Source organism: Parasphingorhabdus sp. W113 (genome assembly GCF_055693205.1).
In genome coordinates this window covers 2,788,244-2,808,340 of record NZ_CM146328.1, presented here as the reverse complement: position 1 = coordinate 2,808,340, position 20,097 = coordinate 2,788,244, and the positions used below count along the sequence as shown (strand labels likewise).

The window sequence follows — 20,097 nt, the reverse complement described above, 5'->3', positions numbered from 1 at the left end:
TTTGGGAGACATAAGAAATGCCATCGCCTTTGGACGCCATGATCGATGAAACGCTCAACGCAATGACCCAGCCGGGGCAATTGCTCGAGCTGGATTCGGTGAACAAATATGGCGTTGACATGCCCGCCTTCAAAAACGCGCCGAGCAATGTCGCGGATTATCTCGCCTTTTTCTCGGCCCAGCATGCGGACAAGGAATTTCTGGTTGATGGCGATATTCGGCTGACTTTCGGGGAATCCTATGCTGCTGCGCGCACCCTGGCTGCCGGCCTGGTGGCGGGACATGGCGTCAAGAAAGGCGACCGCATCGGTATCGCGGCCCGCAATTCGGCCAACTGGATCATTCTCGACATGGCGATCACCATTGCCGGCGGTGTCTCCACCAAGCTCAATGGCTGGTGGCAGGGTGATGAGCTGGCTGACGGCATTGAAGATGTCAGCTGCGCGATCGTGTTCGCCGATGCCCAGCGCGCCGCGCGCCTGACCGAATCGGGTCGGGACCATGGCGCAGAGGTCATTTTGTTCGACCATGATGTGCCGCCGCTTGACGGCTTGAAAGCCTGTCTCGAAAAAGGCGGCGATGCTGAAACCGCGCTTCCGCAATTGGGACCGGAAGATAATGCGACAATCTTGTTCACCTCGGGATCCACCGGCCGGTCGAAAGGCGCCTATGCCGAGCATCGCGCAGTGGTTCAGGGCGCGATGAGCTATGTTGGCGCCTTTGCGGTCATGGCCCATCTGATGGAAAAAGCCGGGACCTTGCCGGATATCCAGCCCACCGCGATCGTTGCCGTGCCGCTGTTCCATGTCACTGCCTCGGTGCCACTGGTGCTGGTCAGCTATGCGATTGGCCGCAAGCTGGTGATGATGAAAAAATGGGACGCCGAAGAGGCGATGCGGCTAATCGAGAAAGAAAAAGTCACCTATTTTGTCGGTGTTCCGCTGATGAGCATGGAAATTTATTCTCATCCCAATGTCGATAAATATGACCTCAGCACCTGTGTCTCGATGGCCGCTGGCGGGGCGCCGCGGCCGGTCGACCACGTCAAGCGGATCAAGGAAGGCATGGGCAAGGGCTTCCCGCTGATTGGCTATGGCCTGACTGAAACCAATGGTGTTGGCTGCTCCAACCAGAATGAAAATTATCTCGCCAAACCGGACAGCACCGGTCGCGCGACCCCGCCGATTGTCGAGGTTGGTATCCTGGACGATGATGGTGCTGCGGTAGCGCAAGGCGAGCGGGGCGAAGTCTGCATTCGCACGGTGGCCAATTTCACCGGCTACTGGAACAACGAACAAGCCACCAAAGAGGCGTTTACCGAGGACGGCTTTTTCCGCACCGGCGATATCGGCTATCTCGACGAGGACGAATATCTCTATATCGTCGATCGCAAGAAAGAGATCATCATCCGCGGCGGCGAAAATATCAGCTGCCAGGAAGTCGAAGCCGCGATCTACGCGCATGAGTCCGTCGCGGAAGCCTGTATCTTTGGCGTCGATGACGAGCGTTTTGGCGAGGTGCCGGCACTGGTCTATCACGTCAAGGAGGGCCACAGCCTGTCGCAAGAGGAATTGCTGGAATTCCTGAAAGACAAGCTCGCACCGTTCAAGATGCCGGTCCATATCTGGCAATATGACGAACCGCTTCCGAAGCTGGGAACCGCTAAAATCGCCAAGATCGTGCTGGCGAAGAAGCACCGGGAAATGTTGGCGGCAACCGGATGAACGCGCGCGTCGATATCCCCAAGCCGGCCGATGATCCGGGCAAACGGATTGTCCGGCAACGGGATATCATCAATCGCCGGTCTCTGGCGGAAGCCATCGAAACGATTATCGCGGACCTCGGGATTGAAAAGGCGCGACCGAAAATCCTGCCCCTTTTGCAACAGGCGCTGGCCGATGGCCGGGCAGAGATCAGCCGCCGGTTGGTGGCAAAGCCCTCGGCGGGCCATGATGCTGCGGTAGCGCAATCCTTTCTGATCGATCAGCTCATCCGCTTGATCCACGATATTGCTGTGCGGCATCAATATCCGGTCAGCAACCCGTCGGCCGGCGAGCGGATCGCAATCATGGCGGTCGGTGGCTATGGCCGCGCTGAAATGGCGCCGCATAGCGATGTCGACGTCGCTTTTCTGACGCCGTTCAAGCAAACCAGCTGGACCGAGCAGGCGATCGAAGCCATGCTCTATTGGCTATGGGACCTCGGGTTGAAAGTCGGACAAAGCAGCCGTTCGATTGACGAGATGGTCCACATGGCCAATGACGATCTCAGCATTCGCACCGCGCTGCTGGAGGGCCGTTATATCTGGGGGGACACCGCGGTATATGAAGAAGCCAAGATGCGCTTTTTCAATGATGTGGTCTCGGGAACGGACCGCACTTTTGTAGCGGAAAAACTGGCCGAAAGGGACGAACGCCACAAACGGATGGGCGACAGCCGCTATGTCGTCGAACCCAATGTCAAGGAAGGCAAAGGCGGCCTGCGCGATCTCCAGACATTATACTGGATCGGCAAATATATTCACCGGGTGACATCGGCCGCGGAACTGGTTGATGTCGGCCTGTTGACGACGACCGAGTTCAAGCGCTTTCGCAAGGCGGCCAATTTCCTGTGGGCAGTGCGCTGCCATATGCACGATATGACCGGACGGGCCGAGGACCGACTGACCTTCGACCTGCAGCCGGAAGTGGCGCGGCGGATGCGTTTTGCCGATCGCCCGGGGAAATCCGCAGTCGAACGCTTCATGCAATATTATTTCCTCAACGCCAAAGTGGTCGGCAACCTGACCGGCGTGTTTCTCGCTCATCTTGACGAGACCCACAATGCCGGCGTCCGGCGGTTCATTCCCAATATCACGCGCCGCCCGAAAAAACTCAAAGGCTTCACCCTCGACCGCGGACGTCTTGCGCTGCCCGAAGAGGAGTTTTTTGCGGAGGATCCCGTCCGCTTGATCGAGATTTTTCAGCTGGCCGACAAGCACGAGCTGGAAATCCACCCGCTCGCGATGCGCTCGGCGCGCCGCGATGCCAAACTGATCACCAACAAGGTGCGCAAGGACAGGCGCGCCAACGCCTTGTTCATGGATGTGCTGACCTCGCCGCGCGATCCGGAACTGGTGCTGCGCTGGATGAACGAGGCGTCGATTTTTGGCCGTTTCATCCCGGATTTTGGCCGGGTCGTGGCGCAGATGCAGTTTGATATGTATCATCATTATACGGTCGATGAGCATAGTATCAGAGCGATCGGCTTGCTGGCCCGGATCGGCAGTGGTGATCTGGTAGAAGATCATCCCAATTCGACCGAAACGATGCGGAAATTGCAAAACCGGCGCGTCGTCTTCGTCGCCACGCTGCTGCATGATATTGCCAAGGGGCGCGGTGGTGATCATTCCATTCTCGGCGCCGAGGTGGCGATGCACCTGTGTCCGCGGCTCGGCCTACAACCTTATGAAACCGAATTGGTCGCCTGGCTCGTCCGCCATCATCTGCTGATGTCCGCAACCGCGTTCAAACGCGATCTCGCGGATTTCAAAACGATTCAGGATTTTGTCAGCCAGGTCAAAAGCCTCGAGCGGCTCCGTTTGCTGACGATCCTGACCGTTGTCGATATCCGCGCGGTGGGACCCGGTGTCTGGAACAGCTGGAAGCGGCAATTGTTGACCGATCTGTTCGAAGCAGCGGAAGAGATGTTGATGCTTGGTCACAAGCAGCGTGGACGCAAGGAACGGATTGAAGCGAAAAAAGAGACGTTGAAGGCCGCACTGGGATTGCCGGAAGCCGAATTTGAGCCGCTCGCCAAACGGATGCCGGATGCCTTCTGGATCGCGGAACCGGACGATGTGATCGAGCAGAACGCGCGGCTTGTCTTGGCCGCTGGGGATTCCAATCTTGCCATTTCCGCCGAAGTCTATCCCGAGCGCGGGGCCACGCTGGTCACCATCTATGCCGCCGATCATCCCGGACTATTTTATCGCATAGCCGGCGGTATCCACGTAACCGGTGGCAATATTATCGACGCCCGTATTCACACCACTCGGGATGGCATGGCATTGGACAATTTTCTGGTTCAGGATCCACAGGGGCGGCCCTTTTCCGAGAAGCGGCAACTCGACCGGATCAAGCAGGCGGTGGAAGATGCGCTGGCCAATCGGTCCAAACTGGCAACCAAGCTCGACGCTCGCCCGCTCGCCCATTCCCGCGCCGGTGCTTTCAATATCGTGCCCAATGCGATGGTCGATAATGATGCGTCCAATCGCTATACGGTGATCGAAGTGACCGCACAGGATCGTCCGGCCCTGTTGAATGCCCTGGCCTATGTCCTGTTCGGTGCCAAGGTGACGGTGCACAGCGCGCATATCGCCACCTATGGCGAGCGCGCCGTCGACACATTTTATGTGACCGATTTGCTGGGTGCCAAAATCGAAAACAAGACTCGCCTCAACAATCTGAAAAAGAAGCTGATTCAGGCGGCCTCACAAGAGGATGACAACCCGGTTGCGGCTTGAGCCAATGGCGCGCTAAAGCTTGTCTTTCAGCGCTGCCAAAGCGCCAAAGGGACCGGCTTCTTCCTCATTTTTCAGGCCCTGCTTCTCAGCCGCCTCATCGGCGGTCGGGCCACGGGGATAGGGATCCAGGGCGAGATAGAATGTCTGGGCCAGCGCTTCACCCAGATCGAGCTTGCCGCCGGCATATTCCATGATGTCACAATCTTCAGCTGCGAGTTCGACTTCCTGTTCGCTGCCGGGTTCGTCGGGGATCTGGCTGTCCGCCGCGACAAACAGGATGTTAAACGGCTCCGCTACCGCGATCGGAAACGGGTCGCCGCTGATCGCACAACTCTGATGCGCCTGGGCGTCCAATTGCCCGGTACAGCGAATGCCATCGGCCTCTGGTACAAGCGCATAGGTGCCGCGCAGAGATTCGATCGACGGTAAGGCAAAACGTTTGGCCAGGGCGCGGCGCTGGTCCTTGTCAGCCGATAGCGTGCCGGTTGCTTCCGGACCGCTGACGTCCGAAATCTTGACGGTGACCGAAAATTCGAGCGCTGGAAGCGGAGCCTCCGCGGTCATGATTGCTCTCCTGCAATCTGGCCGGCGACAATGTCGTCGGGTTCAAGGCGCTGAATATGCTCATGGAAGCGAATGAAATGGGTCGCTGTAAATTCCAGTGCTTTCTGGTCCGGTTCCTCACCGCGATACAGGTTGCGGACCAGGGCAGCGTCGAGATCCTCGTCGGCCAGCAGCGCATCGCGATAGGCGCCGAGGCGCCCGCCAAGCGCGCCGACCATGCGCCCGACATGTTTGCCGACAATCAGGTCTCCGACACCAATCTGACGCAACTGCCCTTCCATGTCGGTGGCGAATTGCTCCATCAGCCAGACAAATTCCTGTTTCTTGTCCTCGAACTGTTCCAGGCGGATGAGAACAACGCAGAGTATCGCGGCGATCATGTCGAAGCGGCCATCCAGCGTATCGGGCACCTGACCATCAATATACCAATGGGGTTTCCGGCCTTCGGCAATCACCGCCTCATAAAGCGGCCGCACCGCGCCATTGGGATTTTTGCGTCCGAAAAGTTCGCTGATAAATGACATGAGGCTGGTCTGGTCCTGTGGCTGCTGTTCAGACGAGGTATCGCGTAACCGGCTTACCGTTAAGTCTAGATACAGGGGATATTGATATTTATGCTGCGAGATGCAATGGGCCTGTTAAAGTGACCGCTGCATTAGCGCAATGGTCGACCGGTCCCGGCCCATAATTGTCGGGCTGGCTGTATGGAGAATGAGTTGATGAATCGTCTTGGTAAGATGCAGGTTGCAACCGTCAGCTTGGTCGCTGCGGGTTTGCTGCTGTCCGGTTGTACGCGAGTGCCTGGTCATCAGGGTTATATTGTGGACCCCGTGCTCACTAACGCCATTACTGCCGGCGTTGACAATCGTCAGTCGGTGGAAGCCACGCTCGGTCGGCCGACCTTTACCGGACAATTTGATGAACGCACCTGGTATTATGTGTCACGCGAGACGCGGCAGCTGGCCTTCAACACGCCGAGCCCGAGCAGCCAGATGGTGATGCGCATCAGTTTCGACCCGGCGGGCAATGTGACAGCGGTGGACCGGACCGGCGTTGAGCTGGTTGCCAATATCAGCCCCGATGGGGACAAAACCCCGACTCTCGGCCGGGAACGCGGCTTCTTTGAAGAGCTGTTCGGTAATATCGGTGCGGTCGGTGCGCCCGGTGCGAATAGTCCGAGCAACGATCCAACCCGTCCTTGATCCACAAGCAAGAGGCCGGACCTGAAGGTCCAGCCTCTGGTTTTTTCACATCTTTTTCTGCGCTGACCGCGCCCGTCGTTATTTAGCGATGCCGCTTGCTGCGAGCACCGCCAAGGTCACCAGTTCAGATGCAGCCGACGCCATGGTCGCGATCTGCACCGATTTCTCGAGGCCGACCAGCATCGGTCCGATAACCGCGTCACCGCCGAGCTCGCGGAGCAATTTGGCCGACAGATTGGCGGATTGCAGGCCGGGCATCACCAGCACATTGGCCGGGTTGGACAGGCGGCTGAATGGATAATTGGCCATTAGCTTGGGATTGAGCGCCACATCCGGCGCCATTTCCCCTTCATATTCAAAATTGACCCGGCGTTCATCCAGCAGCGCCACCGCTTCGCGGATATTTTCCAGCCAGCGGCCGGCCGGATTGCCAAAGGTCGAATAGCTCAGAAACGCAACCCGCGGCTCGTGCCCCATTTTCCGGGCGACGGCAGCGGTCTGTTCGGCGATATCGGCGAGCTCTGGCGCCGTCGGACGTTCGTTGACCGTGGTGTCGGCCATGAACACGGTGTGGCTCTGCCCGACCATCACATGAATGCCGAATGCGGTGCGGCCTTTTTCGACATCGATGACTTTCGCAATATCGCGGAAGGTTTGCGAATAGGGCCGGGTCACGCCGGTGATCATCGCATCGCCCTGATCCATCGCAAGCAAGGCGGATCCGAAAATATTGCGGTCCTGATTGACCATCCGCTTGATATCGCGCTCCATATGGCCGCGACGGCCGAGCCGGTCATACAGCATGTTGACCATATCCGGCACGAGCGGGCTGTTGCGCGAATTGTGGATTTCGAACCGGTCCGGGTCACCGACACCCAGTTCCTGCAGTTTCTCGCGGACCTTGTCGTCACGTCCGACCAGCACGGGCGTGCCATAGCCACCATCCTGGAACTGGATCGCGGCGCGCAGCACGACATCCTCTTCCGCTTCGGCGAAGATGACCCGCTTGGGTGCCTTGCGCGAGGCTTCATAGGCTTGCGTCAACACCGATGTCGTCGGGTTGAGGCGGGCTTTGAGGCTCTGGCGATAGGCATCGAGGTCATCGATTGGTTTTTGTGCGACGCCGCTATCCATGGCTGCCTTGGCAACCGCTGCGGACACGACATCCATGAGCCGCGGATCAAACGGGGCCGGAATAATATAGTCGACGCCAAATGTCGGCGCCTGGCCACCATAAGCGGCAGCAACTTCTTCGGGCACCTGTTCCCGAGCCAGTTCCGCAATCGCATTGGCGGCGGCCACTTTCATCTCGTCATTGATTCGCGTGGCGCGCACGTCGAGGGCGCCACGGAAAATGAACGGGAAGCCGAGGACGTTGTTGACCTGATTGGGATAATCGGAGCGCCCGGTGGCGACAATCGCATCGGGCCGGGCCGCCTTGGCGTCGGGCGGGGTAATTTCGGGATCCGGATTGGCCATCGCAAAGATAATCGGCTGATCCGCCATATCCTTGACCATTTCGGGTTTCAGAGCGCCTGCGGCCGACAGGCCGAGGAACACGTCCGCGCCTTTCAGCGCCTCGGTCAGATCGCGGTCTTCGGTATCAATCGCATGGGCCGACTTCCACTGGTCGACATTGTCACGCCCGCGATAGATCACCCCGCTGCGATCACACATGGTCAGATTGTCGTGCGGCACGCCCATTGCCTTGATCAGCGCGGCACAGGCAATGGCCGCGGCGCCGGCGCCGTTGACGACCACCTTGATATCCTTGACGTCGCGCTTGGTCAGCAGACAGGCGTTGATGATCCCGGCCGCGGCAATGATCGCGGTGCCGTGCTGATCATCATGGAACACCGGAATGTTCATCCGGTCGCGCAAGGTCTGTTCGATGATGAAACAGGCGGGCGCGCCAATATCTTCGAGATTGATCCCGCCAAAGCTCGGTTCCATCAGCTCGACCGCGTTGATGAAGGCGTCGGTATCTTCGGTGTCGAGTTCGAGATCGATCGAATCGACGTCGGCAAATCGCTTGAACAGCACGGCCTTGCCTTCCATGACCGGTTTCGAGGCGAGGGCGCCGAGATTGCCGAGGCCAAGAATTGCCGTGCCGTTTGAGATAACCGCGACCAGATTGCCTTTTGCGGTATAATCATAGGCGGTGGCTGGATTCTCGGCGATGGCCCGCACCGGCACGGCAACACCGGGCGAATAAGCCAGGCTGAGATCGCGCTGGGTTGCCATCGGTTTCGAGGCAATAATCTCGATTTTTCCAGGTCGCCCATGAGAGTGAAATAACAATGCTTCGCGTTCGGAAAACTCTACGTTGCTCTCGTTCTTGTCGGCCAAATTGTCTCTCCGTAATTTGGGCTCGGCTGATATTGCCGGTCCTCCCCGCGTCCCACGATCTGCCTACCCCTATTGCTATGGTTTGGGCAAGGGCTGCTTGCTATTCATTTTCGCCGGCAATTGGATCGGCTGCGCACCAAGTTTCTGACCGGCGGCCTTTTATGAAATGCGAGACTAAGCTATCGCCACAGCATGGCGACTCAGACTCGACGAAAATCAACCGTGCAGGACAAAAAGCCCGAAAAATCCGCGGCGACTGGCAAAGCCGTGTCCGGCAAAAGCGCGAAAATGACGCCGATGATGGAGCAATATTTTGCGCTCAAGGAAAAGGCGCAGGATTGCCTGCTTTTCTATCGCATGGGCGATTTCTTCGAGCTGTTTTTCGACGATGCCAAACGGGCGGCTGCGGCGCTCGATATCGCGCTGACGACGCGTGGGAAAAATGCCGGAGAGTCGATCCCGATGTGCGGTGTGCCGGTCCATTCTGCCGAGGGCTATCTCGCGAAGCTCATCCGCGCCGGGTTCAAGGTGGCGATTGCCGAGCAAACCGAAACCCCGGCGGAGGCCAAGGCGCGGGGCGGCTATAAGGCGCTCGTTGCGCGGGACATTATTCGCTATGTGACCGCTGGTACGCTGACCGAGGACAGTTTGCTCGATGCGCGGTCGGACAATATGTTGGTTGCGCTGTGCATGGTGCAGGCAGAGGTCGGGATCGCGGCGTGCGATATTTCCACCGGCGACTTTGAATTGCTGGCCGTGACCGAGGACCGGCTCGAAGCCGAACTGGCGCGGATCGGACCGTCTGAAGTCATTTGCCATCCCGGTCTGGCCGATCGCCTTGAGACGGCGACCGACTGGCCAAAGGAAGATTTTGACAGCCAGCGCGCCGAACAGAAGCTCAAGACCCTGTTCGCGGTCTCGACGCTCGACAGTTTCGGTGATTTCTCGCGCGCCGAAATCGCCGCTGCCGGCGGTTTGATCGCCTATGTAGAGCATGCGGCCCAGGGCGATGCCCCTTTTCTCAAACCACCGGTTCAACGCCATGCCGGCGAATATCTGCTGATCGACGGCGCGACCCGCGCCAGTCTCGAGATCGAACGCACGCTGGCGGGTGAACGCAATGGCAGTCTGCTCGGCAATGTTGATCGCACGGTGACACCCGGCGGCGCGCGGCTGCTGGCGCGGGATCTTGCGGCGCCGCTTTATGATGCCGCTGCGATCAATCACCGGCTTGGCATGGTGCAATGGTTCCACGATGGCCAGATCGTCCGCGATCAGGTCCGCGAGGCGCTCAAGGCGATGCCGGATATCAGCCGCGCGCTCGGGCGGTTGTCGGCAGGGCGCGGCAGTCCGCGTGATCTCGGGCAAATTCGCGACGGTCTGAGCGGCGCGCGCGAATTGCGCGAACATCTCGCGCTTGATCTGGCGTTGCCGGACATGATGGTGAACCTGCTGCCGGCGCTGGATGGTCATGGCGCGATGGTCGATCTGCTTGAACGCGCGCTGGTCGAGGCGCCGCCGACCGAAATGGCGAATGGTGGCTATATCGCGCCCGGTTTTGACCCCGCGCTGGACGAACTGCGCAGCGCGGGCTCCGATGGCCGCAAGGCGATTGCATCGCTCGAAGCGCGCTATCGCGATGCCACCGGGATCAACAGCCTGAAGATCAAGCATAATGCGGTGCTCGGCTATTTTGTCGAAGTCCCCGCGCGCCATGGTGACAATCTGATGGCCGAGGATTCCGGCTTTGCCCATCGCCAGACACTGGCCGGTGTCGTGCGTTTCAATTCCACCGAGCTGCACGAGGAAGCGGTCCGGGTAACACAAGCCGGTGCCCACGCGCTGGCCGCCGAAGCCGCGCATTTCGAAGAGCTGGTGACAACCGTGTTGGATCGTCAGGGCGCCATTGCCCAAAGCGCCGACGCGCTGGCGCGGATCGATGTGTCCGCCGCGATGGCCGAGCGGGCAGTGGACGGCCAATGGTGCCGGCCGGAATTTGTCGATGGCAATATTCTCGATATCGCAGGCGGCCGCCATCCGGTGGTCGAAACCGCGCTCGCGGTGACCGGGGATCCCTTTGTCGCCAATGATTGCGCGCTGTCGGATGCCGAGCGGCTATGGCTGGTCTCGGGACCGAACATGGGTGGTAAGTCGACCTTTTTGCGGCAAAACGCATTGATCATCATTCTGGCCCAGGCGGGCGCCTTTGTGCCGGCCGCTTCGGCCCGTCTCAGTCTCGTGGACCGACTGTTCAGCCGCGTCGGCGCGTCGGATAATCTCGCACAGGGGCGCTCGACCTTCATGGTTGAAATGGTCGAAACCGCCGCGATCCTGAGCCAGGCAACCGCGAGCAGTTTTGTCATTCTCGACGAGGTTGGACGCGGAACATCAACCTATGACGGGCTGTCGCTTGCCTGGGCGGTGGTCGAGGCGGTGCATGAACATAACCGCTGCCGCTGCCTGTTTGCCACCCATTATCACGAGCTGACGCGGTTGGCGGACCAGCTCGATGCGATGTCGCTGCATCATGTCCGGGCCCGGGAATGGAAAGGTGATCTGGTGTTGCTGCACGAGCTTGCCAAGGGCCCGGCGGACAAAAGCTATGGTCTGGCGGTTGCGAAGCTGGCGGGGATCCCGCAGCCGGTGATCAAGCGCGCCAAGGCGGTGCTCGACAAGCTCGAAGCGGGCAAGGCCGAGACCGGCGGACTGGCTGCCGGTCTTGGTGATCTCCCGCTATTCGCCGCCAGTCTCGAGGAAGAAGAGCAACATCAGGATGCGGTGCGCGACCTGTTGACAGAATTGGACGTCGATGCGCTTAGCCCCAGAGAAGCGCTCGACCAATTATATGCGCTGAAGGCAGCGCTGGATCAGGAATGAACGGAAAATCATAATATGAATCGCTGGATTATCATCATCATGTCGGCCTTGCTGATCGGCGGCGGGCTGTATGTCTATAGCTCGCGGGAAGCCAATGCCGAGCCGTTGCAGGTGGGCGCTGCGGCACCGGATTTTGAAACCGTCGGCGCGCTGGCGGGCAAGCCGTTCACGCTGAATCTCGCCGAGAAGCTGCGCAAGGGCCCGGTCGTGCTCTATTTTTTCCAAAAGCCTTTACCGAAGGCTGCACCATCGAAGCCAATCTCTTCGCCGAAGCCACCGCCGCGTTTGAAGAAGCGGGTGCAACGGTGATCGGTATGTCCGGTGATTCCATGGAAGAATTGGCCAAATTCTCGGTTTCCGAATGCCGCGACAAATTTGCTGTCGCGCGGGCGGACGATGCGGTCATGGATGGCTATCAGGTGCGCATGGCGCCCAGTCTCGCGCTGACCAACCGGACCAGTTATGTGATCGACCAGGATAGCCAGATTGCCTTTGTTCACAGCGCCCAGGATCCCCATGGTCATGTCAAAATGACGCTCGAAAAGGTCCAGCAAATGGCGCGCGCAAAAACCGCAGCGCCGCCTGAAAGTTGATAAATATGTTGCATTTGCGCGGCAGCTGGATTGAAAGATGCCATGACTGATGAAATCCAGAACCATGCGCCGGACCCGGCGATGCTCGCCAAGGCCGAAACGCTCACCGAAGCGCTGCCCTATTTGCAGCGCTATGCGGGCGAGACCTTTGTCGTAAAATATGGCGGTCACGCAATGGGCGACCCGGCCCTGGCGCGCAATTTTGCGGAAGATATCGTGCTGCTGAAGGCGGTCGGGATCAATCCGGTCGTGGTCCATGGCGGCGGACCGCAAATTGGCGCGATGCTCGAGCGGGTCGGTGTCGAAAGCAAATTTGTCGACGGGCTGCGGGTGACCACCAAGGAAACCGCCGAAATTGCCGAAATGGTCCTGTCGGGCGCAATCAACAAGGAACTGGTCAGCTGGATCGAAAAAGCCGGTGGCAGCGCAATCGGGATTTCAGGCAAGGATGGCGGCTTTGTCAAAGCTGCCAAATTGCGGCGCACCGCCCGCGATCCCGACAGCAATATCGAACGGATTATCGATCTCGGTTTTGTCGGCGAACCCAAGAAAGTCGATCGCAGCGTTGTCGACACGATTTCGGGCGCCGGGATGATCCCGGTCATCGCCCCGATTGGCGTCGGATCGGATGGCCATACCTATAATATCAACGCCGACACCATGGCCGGCGCCGTGGCCTCGGCGCTGCGGGCATCGCGCCTGTTCCTGCTGACCGACGTGGCCGGCGTGCTCGACAAGCAGGGCGCCTTGCTGACCGATCTCGATCCGGCCGGCATTCGGCGATTGTCGTCGGATGGAACGATTTCCGGTGGCATGATTCCCAAGCTCGAAACCTGCGTGAAAGCGGTCGAAAATGGGGTCGATGCAGCGGTTGTGCTGGACGGCCGGGTACCGCACGCGATGCTGCTCGAGATATTTACCAGCAAGGGCGCGGGCACGCTGGTGCGGGATGATTTTGAAACGGTTGATTAATTGCCATAGTGTATTATATTGTTGATACACCAATTGTCGGCACAGAGTGCTTGGCAATACCATCCACAATCGGCTAGTGGCCGATGGAAAGCCAAAAAGGTTGCGTCCATGTTTTTTGCTCTGTTTCAAATTATCGGCATTTTGTTGAATGTCGCGATCACCGTCATCATCGTTCAGGCGATTATGAGCTGGTTGCTGGCCTTCAATGTGATCAATCTGCAAAATGACATTGCGCGGGCGATCTGGACAACTTTGGATGCGCTGACCGCGCCGATTTACAACCCGATCCGCAAGATCATGCCGGACTTCGGGTCGATTGATCTGACCCCGATGGTGGTGATCATCGGTATCATTATCCTGCAGGATGCAATTCTGCCGCCGCTCGGTGCGGCCCTGATACCCGTGCTGTGAACCAGTCCGGGGCGGCGATAATCGACGGCAAGGCCTTTGCCGCCGGTTTGCGGGAACGCATAAAAGCAGCGGTTCCGGCGTTTGAATCCCAGACCGGCCGGGTTCCCGGACTGGCCGTCGTGCTGGTCGGCGACGATCCGGCCAGCCAGGTCTATGTCGCTTCGAAACACAAGGCGACTATTGCGGCCGGAATGGCCAGTTTTGAGCATCGGCTGCCAGCTGATACAACCCAATCCGGTCTGATGGCGATGGTCGAATCGCTCAATGCCGACGAGACGGTTGATGGCATATTGGTGCAATTGCCCTTGCCGGATCATCTGGACGAAAAGGCGGTCGTCATGGCGATCGATCCCGACAAGGATGTCGATGGCCTACATGTCATCAACGCCGGCCGGCTGGCCAATGGTGAAGAGGCGCTGACCCCGTGCACGCCGCTTGGCAGTCTGATGCTGCTCAAGGATCAGCTCGGTGATTTGACGAGTCTCAATGCCGTGGTGGTGGGCCGTTCGATTCTGGTCGGCAAACCGATGGCGCAGCTGCTGCTCGCCGAAAATTGCACGGTGACCATGGCGCATAGCCGGACCCGCAATCTGCCGGACGTGGTGCGCGGCGCGGATATTGTGGTGGCTGCGGTCGGCCGGGCGGAAATGGTCAAAGGCGACTGGCTGAAAGACGGTGCCGTCGTGATCGATGTCGGCATCAACCGGCTGGCACCCGATCCGGGCAAGGAAAAAGGCCGGCTGGTTGGCGATGTCGCAACCGCCGAAGCCCTCGACCATGTCCGGGCGATCACCCCTGTGCCGGGCGGCGTTGGTCCGATGACCATCGCCGTGCTGCTGCGCAACACACTGGTCGCGGCCTCTGCCCGCGCTGGATTGCCAAAACCGGAAGGATTTTAGGGTCATGAAGACAATATTGGCGGTTACCGCTCTATCCTTGGCGCTGGCTGGTTGCGCAAGCACTGGCGGGCCATCGGATCGCGAGCGGTTTGCGCGCACGGCGGGCAAGCCCGTGGCGAACCCAAGCGCGGTGGTCAAAGCTGAACTCTCCTTTGCCCGCCTGGCTCGGGAAGAAGGGCAGTGGACCGCCTTTCGGAAGACCGCCACCGCTGATGCGGTGATGTTCGTTCCCGATCTGATGAGCGCGCAAGTCTGGCTCAAGGGCAAGGCCGACCCGCCGACCGCGGTCGACTGGCAACCGCATCGCATCTATATGTCCTGTGACGGCAGCATGGGGGCTTCAACCGGAGCCTGGCAGGGGCGGAAGGGCACCGGCTATTTCACCACCATCTGGCAGAAACAGGACGCCGAAGAGCGCCGTTTTCGTGGCAAGGAAGCCGATTGGAAATGGGTGCTGGATCATGGCGAGTCGGTGGATGAACCGTTGGCCGAACCGGATTTTGTCAGCAGCGAAATCGCGTCCTGCAAAGGCGATGTCGTGGTGCCGGCGAACCGTCCGATCCCGGGCGGAAAACAGAAATCCGGGCAGTCCACCGACCGCACGCTGATCTGGGTTGCCGAGCAATATCCCGATGGCCGCCGTCAGATCACCGTTTCGCTGTGGACCGGTACCGCCTTTGAACCGGTGGTCACCAACAAGTTGGCGCCGCCAGCTCCATGACCGAATTGTTTATCTCTGCCTTCATCACCTTTTTCGTGGTGATTGATCCGCCCGGCTGCGCGCCGATTTATGGCAGCCTGACCAACAACGCCCCGCCGGCGCAACGCCGCAACATGGCATTTCGCGCGATTGCCGTGGCGGCGCTGATCCTGGTCGTGTTCGCCGCCTTTGGCGAGCAATTGCTGAGCGCGCTCGGGATCAGTCTCGACAGTTTCCGCATTGCTGGCGGGATCATGCTGTTCATCATTGCTCTGGAAATGGTCTTCGAAAAGCGCACCCAGCGCCGCGAGGACCGCGCCCAGGATATTATGGACAAGCCGGAAATCGAGGATGTTTCGATTTTCCCCATGGCGATGCCGATGATTGCCGGGCCAGGGTCCATCGCCGCAGTCATGCTGCTGATGTCGCAAAATGAGGGCATCGAGAATACATTCGTCATTCTCGGCGCGCTGGCGGCGGTCTTGTTGCTGACGCTGGTGGGATTGTTACTGGCAGGGCCGCTGTTGCGAGTCCTTGGCGGCAATGTCGAAGCGGTGGTCACGCGGGTATTGGGCGTCTTGCTCGGCGCGCTGGCGGTGCAGTTCGTGGTCGACGGTGTGATCGGTAGTTTCCCGCCCAAAGCGGCTATAGCGGTCGCGCTTCTTCAATAAGCATGACGGGGGTCCCGCGCCTGATTGGATAGGCGACGCCGGCCTTTTGGCTGATCAGTTCCTGCGCGGCCTCGTCATAATCGAGCGGCCCGCGCGTGACCGGACAGACCAGTTTGGCGAGCAATGTCGGGTCTATCGGCGGCGATGCCGTGGTCTCTCCGTCGGTCACTGGAGCGTCACGCGCCCGTCGTCGCCGTCCTGTCGCCCGAAAAATTCCAGCAACTGGATGATCAGTTCGGACCGGTTTGCGAGTCCGTCAATTTCGAGCAAGGCCTGTTTCGAGGCGGCGTCAAACGGGGCAATCTGGGCGATGCCGTTGACGAAGGACATATCGTCGAGGCGGCCGATTGAGTCCCAGTCGACCTGATAGCCCTGCGCTTCCGCAAATTTGCGGGATTCGATTTCCAGTGCCGCGCGCTCGGTGCTGGCCAGCACTTCGTCCATTTCGATATTCTCTTCGACATCCGCCAATATCTGTCGAAAAGCGGTAGAGGCATCCAGTTCCTCGATCACCCGAAAGCGGGCGACGCCTTCGAGCACAATATTGAACCGCCCGTCATCCAGCGCCTCGATATCGACAATCTTGCCGACGCAGCCGACCGAGAATAGCTCGGGATGTTCGCCATCGGACTTGGGCTGGATCATGCCAATCTGGCGATCGCGCGCCATCGCATCATTGATCAGCGCGCGGTAGCGCTCCTCGAAAATGTGCAGCGGCAGGTGCATGCCGGGGAACAGCAAGGCGCCGGCCAGCGGAAAGATGGAAAGGCGTTTTTGCTCCATCCGACTAACCGAACAAAATCGCGGAAAGCTTGCGCCGGGTGGCGGCGACCCAGTCATCTTCCAGACCGACCACTTCAAACAGCGACAGCAGCTTGGCGCGGGCGGCGCCGTCATTCCAGTCCTTGTCGGTCGCGATGATCGTCAGCAGATGCTCGGCCGCGCCATCATGATCGCCCGATGCGATCAGCGCGCTGGCAAGATCGAAACGGGCCTGATGATCTGCAGGATTGGCTTCAACAGCGGCGCGCAAATTTTCGGTTTCGCTATCATCCGGCTTGTCCTTGGCGAGGGCGAGCGCCGCGCGGGCCCGATCGATGGCAGGGTCGGCGGCCAGCGCTTCCGGAACGCTCGCCAACGCCGCTTCGGCTTCGGGCAGATGATCGGCCAATACCAGCGCACGGACCAGTCCGCTAAGCGCTTCAGCATTATCCGGTGCCATGTCGAGAATCTGGGCGAAGATACTGGCGGCGCGGTCGGCGTCGCCATCACTGATCGTCTGTTCACCCATTGCGATCAGCGGTTCGATATCCTGTGCGGGCTGCTCGCCTCCGGCCTGTCCGACCGGCAGTTGTGCGAGCAACTGATCGAGCATCTGGGACAGCTGGCTTTCGGTGCGGGCGGGCGTGAGATCCGCGACCGGCTTGCCCTGGAAAATGGCATAGACGGTCGGAATCGACTGCACCTGAAATTGCGAGGCGATAAACTTGTTCTCATCGACATTGATCTTGGCCAGCACGACGCCCTTGTCGGCATATTGGGCGGCCACTTTTTCGAGGACCGGCGTCAGCGCCTTGCACGGGCCGCACCATTCGGCCCAGAAATCCACGATGACCAGCTTGTCCATGCTCGGGGTCACCACGGCCTGCTGAAATTCTTGTACGGCTTTTTGCTCGTCGACGGTTAATCCTGCGGTCGCCAATATGTGCTCCTGTCTGTTTTCTCGCGGCAATTCTGTTGTCCGCGCCGGTTCTTCAAAAGGAAGAATCGCGCGTCTATTGCCATTATCTCTGGGCTTTATGTGGGGTTGCTGAGGGCAAAGCCAAGCATATTTTTACTTTTCCCGGCGAAGGAATGAAAAATGGGGCTTGCCGGGCTGTATAACCCATGCTAACCGCGCGCCTCAACTGCTGATGACGATACCCATGTCACAGCCGCCGAGCGGGCGTAGCTCAGGGGTAGAGCACAACCTTGCCAAGGTTGGGGTCGAGAGTTCGAATCTCTTCGCCCGCTCCAGATTTTTTCAAGACCACCGCTAAGGATATGCCGTTACGGCATGGTGCGATCGCGCGATATTTCGCGTTCGATTGCCAGAAAAGCTAGCAATTTAGCGGTTGACGGCGATGCTCTGTCCGATTTAACCAATCAGTTAAATTTGGATATTCGGAGATTTTACGATGAGCATCACAGTCGACAAGCAAGGCGATGTGGCCTTGATCACCATGGATGATGGCAAAGCCAATGCGGTCAATTTTGACCTGATGGAAGCTTTGAACGATGCCCTTGACCAGGCCGAGGCGGACGCCAAGGCGATTGTCATCGCTGGACGGGACGGACGATTCTCCGGCGGGTTTGACCTCAAGGCGATGGCGAATTTCCAGCCAGAGGATGCGGTGCGGCTGCTCGACCGGGCGAGCGAGCTGTTGCTCCGCCTTTATGGCGGCCCGCTGCCGGTGGTCGGCGCCTGTACCGGCCATGCAATTGCGATGGGCACATTCATGCTGCTGGCCTGTGATACCCGTGTCGGGGCGGCAGGGGATTTCAAGCTGGGGGCCAATGAATCGGCAACCGGGATGACTTTGCCGGTCTTTGCGCTGGAACTGGCGCGCGACCGGTTGAGTCCGCGCCATCTCACCCGGGCGATGATCCAAGCCTTTATCTATGACCCGCAGGGCGCCGTGGATGCGGGCTATCTCGATATGCTGACCGCGCCGGACAAGGTGATCGGACAGGCGGTGGCGATTGCCGGGCAGCTGGGCAGTCTGTCGACGCGCGCCTATGCCTATCAGAAATCCGCTCTGCGCAAGCCGACGCTCGACGCGATCCGCGCGAGTATCGGCAATCATCCCAACCTGTAGCTGCGCCGGTTACCGCCTAGCCGACATGCTGGTCGACCAGGATCGCATTGCCGTCCGGGTCGACAACGGTAAAACTGGCGGGCCCTTTGCTGTCCGGATCGGCTTCGGTGGTCAGTTCCACGCCTTTGGCCTTCAGATCGGCCTGGAGGGCGCGAACATCGGTAAAGTCGTCGAGCGTCTGGGCATTGCTGTCCCATCCGGGATTGAAGGTCAGGATATTGTCCGGGAACATGCCCTGAAACAGACCGATAATGGTGTCGCCATTTTTCATGATCAGCCAGTTCTGGCTTTTGTCACCGCCAAAATCGGTGAAACCGAGTTTCTGGTAAAAGGCGTGTGAGGCGGTCAGGTCTTTGACCGCGAGACTGACCGAGAAGGCTCCAAGTTGCATATGTCATTCCTTTCAGGCGGGTTGAAGTGGGTTATGCTTTTGCCGGCAACAGTTTTGGATTGCGCAGCAAGGTGGCCGACAGCAAGGCGATGATCAGACCAATCGGAAAGATTTCGAGAAAGGTCATCGGTAGCCGGATATAGAATTTGGCATAGTCGGCCCTTAAAACCTCCATTTCCGCCAACAGTTTGTCGAGACCGGGACCGCTGAGTCCTTCGGCTTTTTTCGCTTCGATTATCGCCGATATATAATCTTCAATAAAGGCATAGTCGGTGCTGTAGAGATAGAATTCCCACACGCAGACATAGATCACACCAGCAATGGCGGCAATGGCGAGGCCGAGCACAAAGGCCGGTACAAATTTGATCACGCCGCCCAATTCGAGATCGCGGTACCGTTTGACGCCAATGAAGATCATCGACAGGGCGATCAGCATCATCAGATAACCGAAAGCTTCCGAAGCAAAAAAGCCAGCGGCGCCGCTGGCGGCCAGGCCGTAGATCATCGTGCAGATCACAATAGCCCCCGAGATGACTCCATAAACCACCGCGATTTTCAGCATCAGCAATGTAAACCGTATCATTGATTTTCCCTCCGATATGGGCTCCTGCTATGGCGCACAATGGCGGTGGTGGAAATCACCCGGATGGGTGACTGGGGGATAATCGCCCGTTCCGACTATGGAATAAGCTCCAGGGATTTGGCTTTTTCGATCGCCAGGACACGCCGATCAACCGACAGTTTTTCAAACAGATGGGCGATATGGGTTTTAACCGTATTGGGCGAGACCCCGAGGCTGCGCGCAATTTCCTTGTTGGACTGGCCTGCGGCCAGCGCCTGCAACACTTCCAGTTCGCGGCGGGAAATACCCAGCGCGGTCAGGGCCCGGTCATTTTGTTCAAACGGTTCGCTTTTCTGGCGGGCGGTCAGCCGGTGCCCGATCCAGATGCCGAGGGATATGAAAAACACCGCCACCAGGATGATATAGAAACTGGTCGGCATGGTTTTCAGAAAGACCTTATATTCCAGCCACTGCAGGGCAAAGGTCGCCAGCGCCAACAGCATGGCATAGAGGATGATCGTGCTGAAAACAGATTTTGTCATCG

21 protein-coding genes and 1 tRNA gene are annotated in these 20,097 nt (G+C 59.0%); 13 read left to right on the top strand and 9 right to left on the bottom strand.

The features are described 5' to 3' along the window. Window positions 1–17 precede the first annotated feature (17 nt). Both ACZ1GS_RS13580 and ACZ1GS_RS13575 read left to right on the top strand, forming a co-directional pair. The gene (locus ACZ1GS_RS13580) at window positions 18–1,724 is read left to right on the top strand and encodes a class I adenylate-forming enzyme family protein (protein WP_472695709.1); all 1,707 of its coding nucleotides are present in this window, start codon (window positions 18–20) and stop codon (window positions 1,722–1,724) included. Then, a complete protein-coding gene (locus ACZ1GS_RS13575) occupies window positions 1,721–4,504 on the top strand; it encodes a [protein-PII] uridylyltransferase (RefSeq protein WP_472695708.1) in 2,784 nt (927 codons plus the stop codon). Before ACZ1GS_RS13580 ends, ACZ1GS_RS13575 begins: the two co-directional genes overlap by 4 nt. Window positions 4,505–4,516: 12 nt before the next feature. On the opposite strand, the gene ACZ1GS_RS13570 is transcribed toward ACZ1GS_RS13575, so the two are convergent. Both ACZ1GS_RS13570 and ACZ1GS_RS13565 read right to left on the bottom strand, forming a co-directional pair. Then, window positions 4,517–5,068, bottom strand: coding sequence for a YceD family protein (locus ACZ1GS_RS13570; RefSeq protein WP_472695707.1), 552 nt, complete (start codon window positions 5,066–5,068; stop codon window positions 4,517–4,519). Further along, window positions 5,065–5,592 (bottom strand): ubiquinol-cytochrome C chaperone family protein, encoded by a 528-nt coding sequence (locus tag ACZ1GS_RS13565; RefSeq protein WP_472695706.1) that lies wholly within the window; start codon window positions 5,590–5,592, stop codon window positions 5,065–5,067. The genes ACZ1GS_RS13570 and ACZ1GS_RS13565 overlap by 4 nt, the downstream gene beginning before the upstream one ends. Window positions 5,593–5,787: 195 nt before the next feature. Between ACZ1GS_RS13565 and ACZ1GS_RS13560 the strand changes: the two genes are divergently transcribed. Continuing rightward, on the top strand, window positions 5,788–6,270 hold the full coding sequence (locus tag ACZ1GS_RS13560) for an outer membrane protein assembly factor BamE (protein WP_472695705.1): 483 nt from the start codon (window positions 5,788–5,790) through the stop codon (window positions 6,268–6,270). A gap of 78 nt (window positions 6,271–6,348) precedes the next feature. On the opposite strand, the gene ACZ1GS_RS13555 is transcribed toward ACZ1GS_RS13560, so the two are convergent. After that, on the bottom strand, window positions 6,349–8,619 hold the full coding sequence (locus ACZ1GS_RS13555) for an NADP-dependent malic enzyme (RefSeq protein ID WP_472695704.1): 2,271 nt from the start codon (window positions 8,617–8,619) through the stop codon (window positions 6,349–6,351). Window positions 8,620–8,916: 297 nt separating this feature from the next. Here ACZ1GS_RS13555 and mutS point away from each other — a divergent pair, with 297 nt between their 5' ends. From mutS to ACZ1GS_RS13515, 8 genes are all read left to right on the top strand, one after another. Continuing rightward, entirely contained in the window at window positions 8,917–11,496 is a 2,580-nt protein-coding gene (mutS, locus tag ACZ1GS_RS13550; RefSeq protein WP_472698143.1) for a DNA mismatch repair protein MutS, read from the top strand. Window positions 11,497–11,511: 15 nt separating this feature from the next. Continuing rightward, window positions 11,512–11,805, top strand: a complete 294-nt coding sequence (locus ACZ1GS_RS13545; RefSeq protein WP_472695703.1) for a hypothetical protein — start codon at window positions 11,512–11,514, stop codon at window positions 11,803–11,805. Further along, the gene (locus tag ACZ1GS_RS13540; RefSeq protein ID WP_472698142.1) at window positions 11,745–12,089 is read left to right on the top strand and encodes a redoxin domain-containing protein; all 345 of its coding nucleotides are present in this window, start codon (window positions 11,745–11,747) and stop codon (window positions 12,087–12,089) included. The genes ACZ1GS_RS13545 and ACZ1GS_RS13540 overlap by 61 nt, the downstream gene beginning before the upstream one ends. A 42-nt stretch (window positions 12,090–12,131) precedes the next feature. Continuing rightward, window positions 12,132–13,061 (top strand): acetylglutamate kinase, encoded by a 930-nt coding sequence (gene argB, locus ACZ1GS_RS13535; protein WP_472695702.1) that lies wholly within the window; start codon window positions 12,132–12,134, stop codon window positions 13,059–13,061. Between the two features lie 108 nt (window positions 13,062–13,169). Then, on the top strand, window positions 13,170–13,472 hold the full coding sequence (locus tag ACZ1GS_RS13530; RefSeq protein WP_472695701.1) for a YggT family protein: 303 nt from the start codon (window positions 13,170–13,172) through the stop codon (window positions 13,470–13,472). After that, window positions 13,469–14,371: a bifunctional methylenetetrahydrofolate dehydrogenase/methenyltetrahydrofolate cyclohydrolase FolD gene (gene folD / locus ACZ1GS_RS13525; protein WP_472695700.1), complete on the top strand. Its 903-nt coding sequence runs from the start codon at window positions 13,469–13,471 to the stop codon at window positions 14,369–14,371. The genes ACZ1GS_RS13530 and folD overlap by 4 nt, the downstream gene beginning before the upstream one ends. Before the next feature lie 4 nt (window positions 14,372–14,375). Further along, complete coding sequence (locus tag ACZ1GS_RS13520) at window positions 14,376–15,092, top strand: hypothetical protein (RefSeq protein WP_472695699.1); 717 nt, start codon at window positions 14,376–14,378, stop codon at window positions 15,090–15,092. Then, window positions 15,089–15,742, top strand: coding sequence for a MarC family protein (locus ACZ1GS_RS13515; RefSeq protein ID WP_472695698.1), 654 nt, complete (start codon window positions 15,089–15,091; stop codon window positions 15,740–15,742). The genes ACZ1GS_RS13520 and ACZ1GS_RS13515 overlap by 4 nt, the downstream gene beginning before the upstream one ends. Here the strand turns inward: ACZ1GS_RS13515 and ACZ1GS_RS13510 are convergent. Genes ACZ1GS_RS13510 through trxA form a run of 3 tightly spaced genes read right to left on the bottom strand, consistent with a single transcriptional unit; the run spans window position 15,717 to window position 17,444 of the window. After that, window positions 15,717–15,911, bottom strand: coding sequence for a Trm112 family protein (locus tag ACZ1GS_RS13510; RefSeq protein ID WP_472695697.1), 195 nt, complete (start codon window positions 15,909–15,911; stop codon window positions 15,717–15,719). The two genes, ACZ1GS_RS13515 and ACZ1GS_RS13510, sit on opposite strands and share 26 nt — an antisense overlap. Continuing rightward, window positions 15,908–16,525 carry an LON peptidase substrate-binding domain-containing protein gene (locus ACZ1GS_RS13505; protein ID WP_472695696.1) on the bottom strand — a complete coding sequence of 206 codons (618 nt, stop codon included), beginning with the start codon at window positions 16,523–16,525 and terminating at the stop codon, window positions 15,908–15,910. Before ACZ1GS_RS13505 ends, ACZ1GS_RS13510 begins: the two co-directional genes overlap by 4 nt. 4 nt (window positions 16,526–16,529) lie before the next feature. Continuing rightward, window positions 16,530–17,444, bottom strand: a complete 915-nt coding sequence (gene trxA, locus ACZ1GS_RS13500) for a thioredoxin (protein ID WP_472695695.1) — start codon at window positions 17,442–17,444, stop codon at window positions 16,530–16,532. A gap of 239 nt (window positions 17,445–17,683) precedes the next feature. Here trxA and ACZ1GS_RS13495 point away from each other — a divergent pair. Both ACZ1GS_RS13495 and ACZ1GS_RS13490 read left to right on the top strand, forming a co-directional pair. Next, window positions 17,684–17,758, top strand: a tRNA-Gly gene (locus ACZ1GS_RS13495). A 161-nt stretch (window positions 17,759–17,919) separates the two neighbouring features. Continuing rightward, window positions 17,920–18,600, top strand: coding sequence for a crotonase/enoyl-CoA hydratase family protein (locus tag ACZ1GS_RS13490; protein WP_472695694.1), 681 nt, complete (start codon window positions 17,920–17,922; stop codon window positions 18,598–18,600). Window positions 18,601–18,616: 16 nt separating this feature from the next. Here the strand turns inward: ACZ1GS_RS13490 and ACZ1GS_RS13485 are convergent, their stop codons facing one another. From ACZ1GS_RS13485 to ACZ1GS_RS13475, 3 genes are all read right to left on the bottom strand, one after another. Beyond that, complete coding sequence (locus tag ACZ1GS_RS13485; protein ID WP_472695693.1) at window positions 18,617–18,991, bottom strand: VOC family protein; 375 nt, start codon at window positions 18,989–18,991, stop codon at window positions 18,617–18,619. A 31-nt stretch (window positions 18,992–19,022) separates the two neighbouring features. Then, entirely contained in the window at window positions 19,023–19,574 is a 552-nt protein-coding gene (locus tag ACZ1GS_RS13480) for a DUF4199 domain-containing protein (RefSeq protein WP_472695692.1), read from the bottom strand. 95 nt (window positions 19,575–19,669) lie between these two features. Next, window positions 19,670–20,095, bottom strand: a complete 426-nt coding sequence (locus tag ACZ1GS_RS13475) for a response regulator transcription factor (protein WP_472695691.1) — start codon at window positions 20,093–20,095, stop codon at window positions 19,670–19,672. Window positions 20,096–20,097 lie beyond the last annotated feature (2 nt).

Bases quoted from the DNA above. Each gene is read 5' to 3' on its own strand.
- ACZ1GS_RS13545 (WP_472695703.1), top strand. From the start codon at position 11,512: ATGAATCGCTGGATTATCATCATCATGTCGGCCTTGCTGATCGGCGGC.
- ACZ1GS_RS13530 (WP_472695701.1), top strand. From the start codon at position 13,170: ATGTTTTTTGCTCTGTTTCAAATTATCGGCATTTTGTTGAATGTCGCG.
- ACZ1GS_RS13490 (WP_472695694.1), top strand. From the start codon at position 17,920: ATGAGCATCACAGTCGACAAGCAAGGCGATGTGGCCTTGATCACCATG.
- mutS (WP_472698143.1), top strand. From the start codon at position 8,917: ATGATGGAGCAATATTTTGCGCTCAAGGAAAAGGCGCAGGATTGCCTG.
- ACZ1GS_RS13580 (WP_472695709.1), top strand. From the start codon at position 18: ATGCCATCGCCTTTGGACGCCATGATCGATGAAACGCTCAACGCAATG.
- ACZ1GS_RS13560 (WP_472695705.1), top strand. From the start codon at position 5,788: ATGAATCGTCTTGGTAAGATGCAGGTTGCAACCGTCAGCTTGGTCGCT.
- ACZ1GS_RS13475 (WP_472695691.1), bottom strand. From the start codon at position 20,095: ATGACAAAATCTGTTTTCAGCACGATCATCCTCTATGCCATGCTGTTG.
- ACZ1GS_RS13575 (WP_472695708.1), top strand. From the start codon at position 1,721: ATGAACGCGCGCGTCGATATCCCCAAGCCGGCCGATGATCCGGGCAAA.
- ACZ1GS_RS13565 (WP_472695706.1), bottom strand. From the start codon at position 5,592: ATGTCATTTATCAGCGAACTTTTCGGACGCAAAAATCCCAATGGCGCG.
- ACZ1GS_RS13515 (WP_472695698.1), top strand. From the start codon at position 15,089: ATGACCGAATTGTTTATCTCTGCCTTCATCACCTTTTTCGTGGTGATT.
- ACZ1GS_RS13480 (WP_472695692.1), bottom strand. From the start codon at position 19,574: ATGATACGGTTTACATTGCTGATGCTGAAAATCGCGGTGGTTTATGGA.
- ACZ1GS_RS13570 (WP_472695707.1), bottom strand. From the start codon at position 5,068: ATGACCGCGGAGGCTCCGCTTCCAGCGCTCGAATTTTCGGTCACCGTC.
- ACZ1GS_RS13505 (WP_472695696.1), bottom strand. From the start codon at position 16,525: ATGGAGCAAAAACGCCTTTCCATCTTTCCGCTGGCCGGCGCCTTGCTG.
- argB (WP_472695702.1), top strand. From the start codon at position 12,132: ATGACTGATGAAATCCAGAACCATGCGCCGGACCCGGCGATGCTCGCC.
- ACZ1GS_RS13520 (WP_472695699.1), top strand. From the start codon at position 14,376: ATGAAGACAATATTGGCGGTTACCGCTCTATCCTTGGCGCTGGCTGGT.
- ACZ1GS_RS13485 (WP_472695693.1), bottom strand. From the start codon at position 18,991: ATGCAACTTGGAGCCTTCTCGGTCAGTCTCGCGGTCAAAGACCTGACC.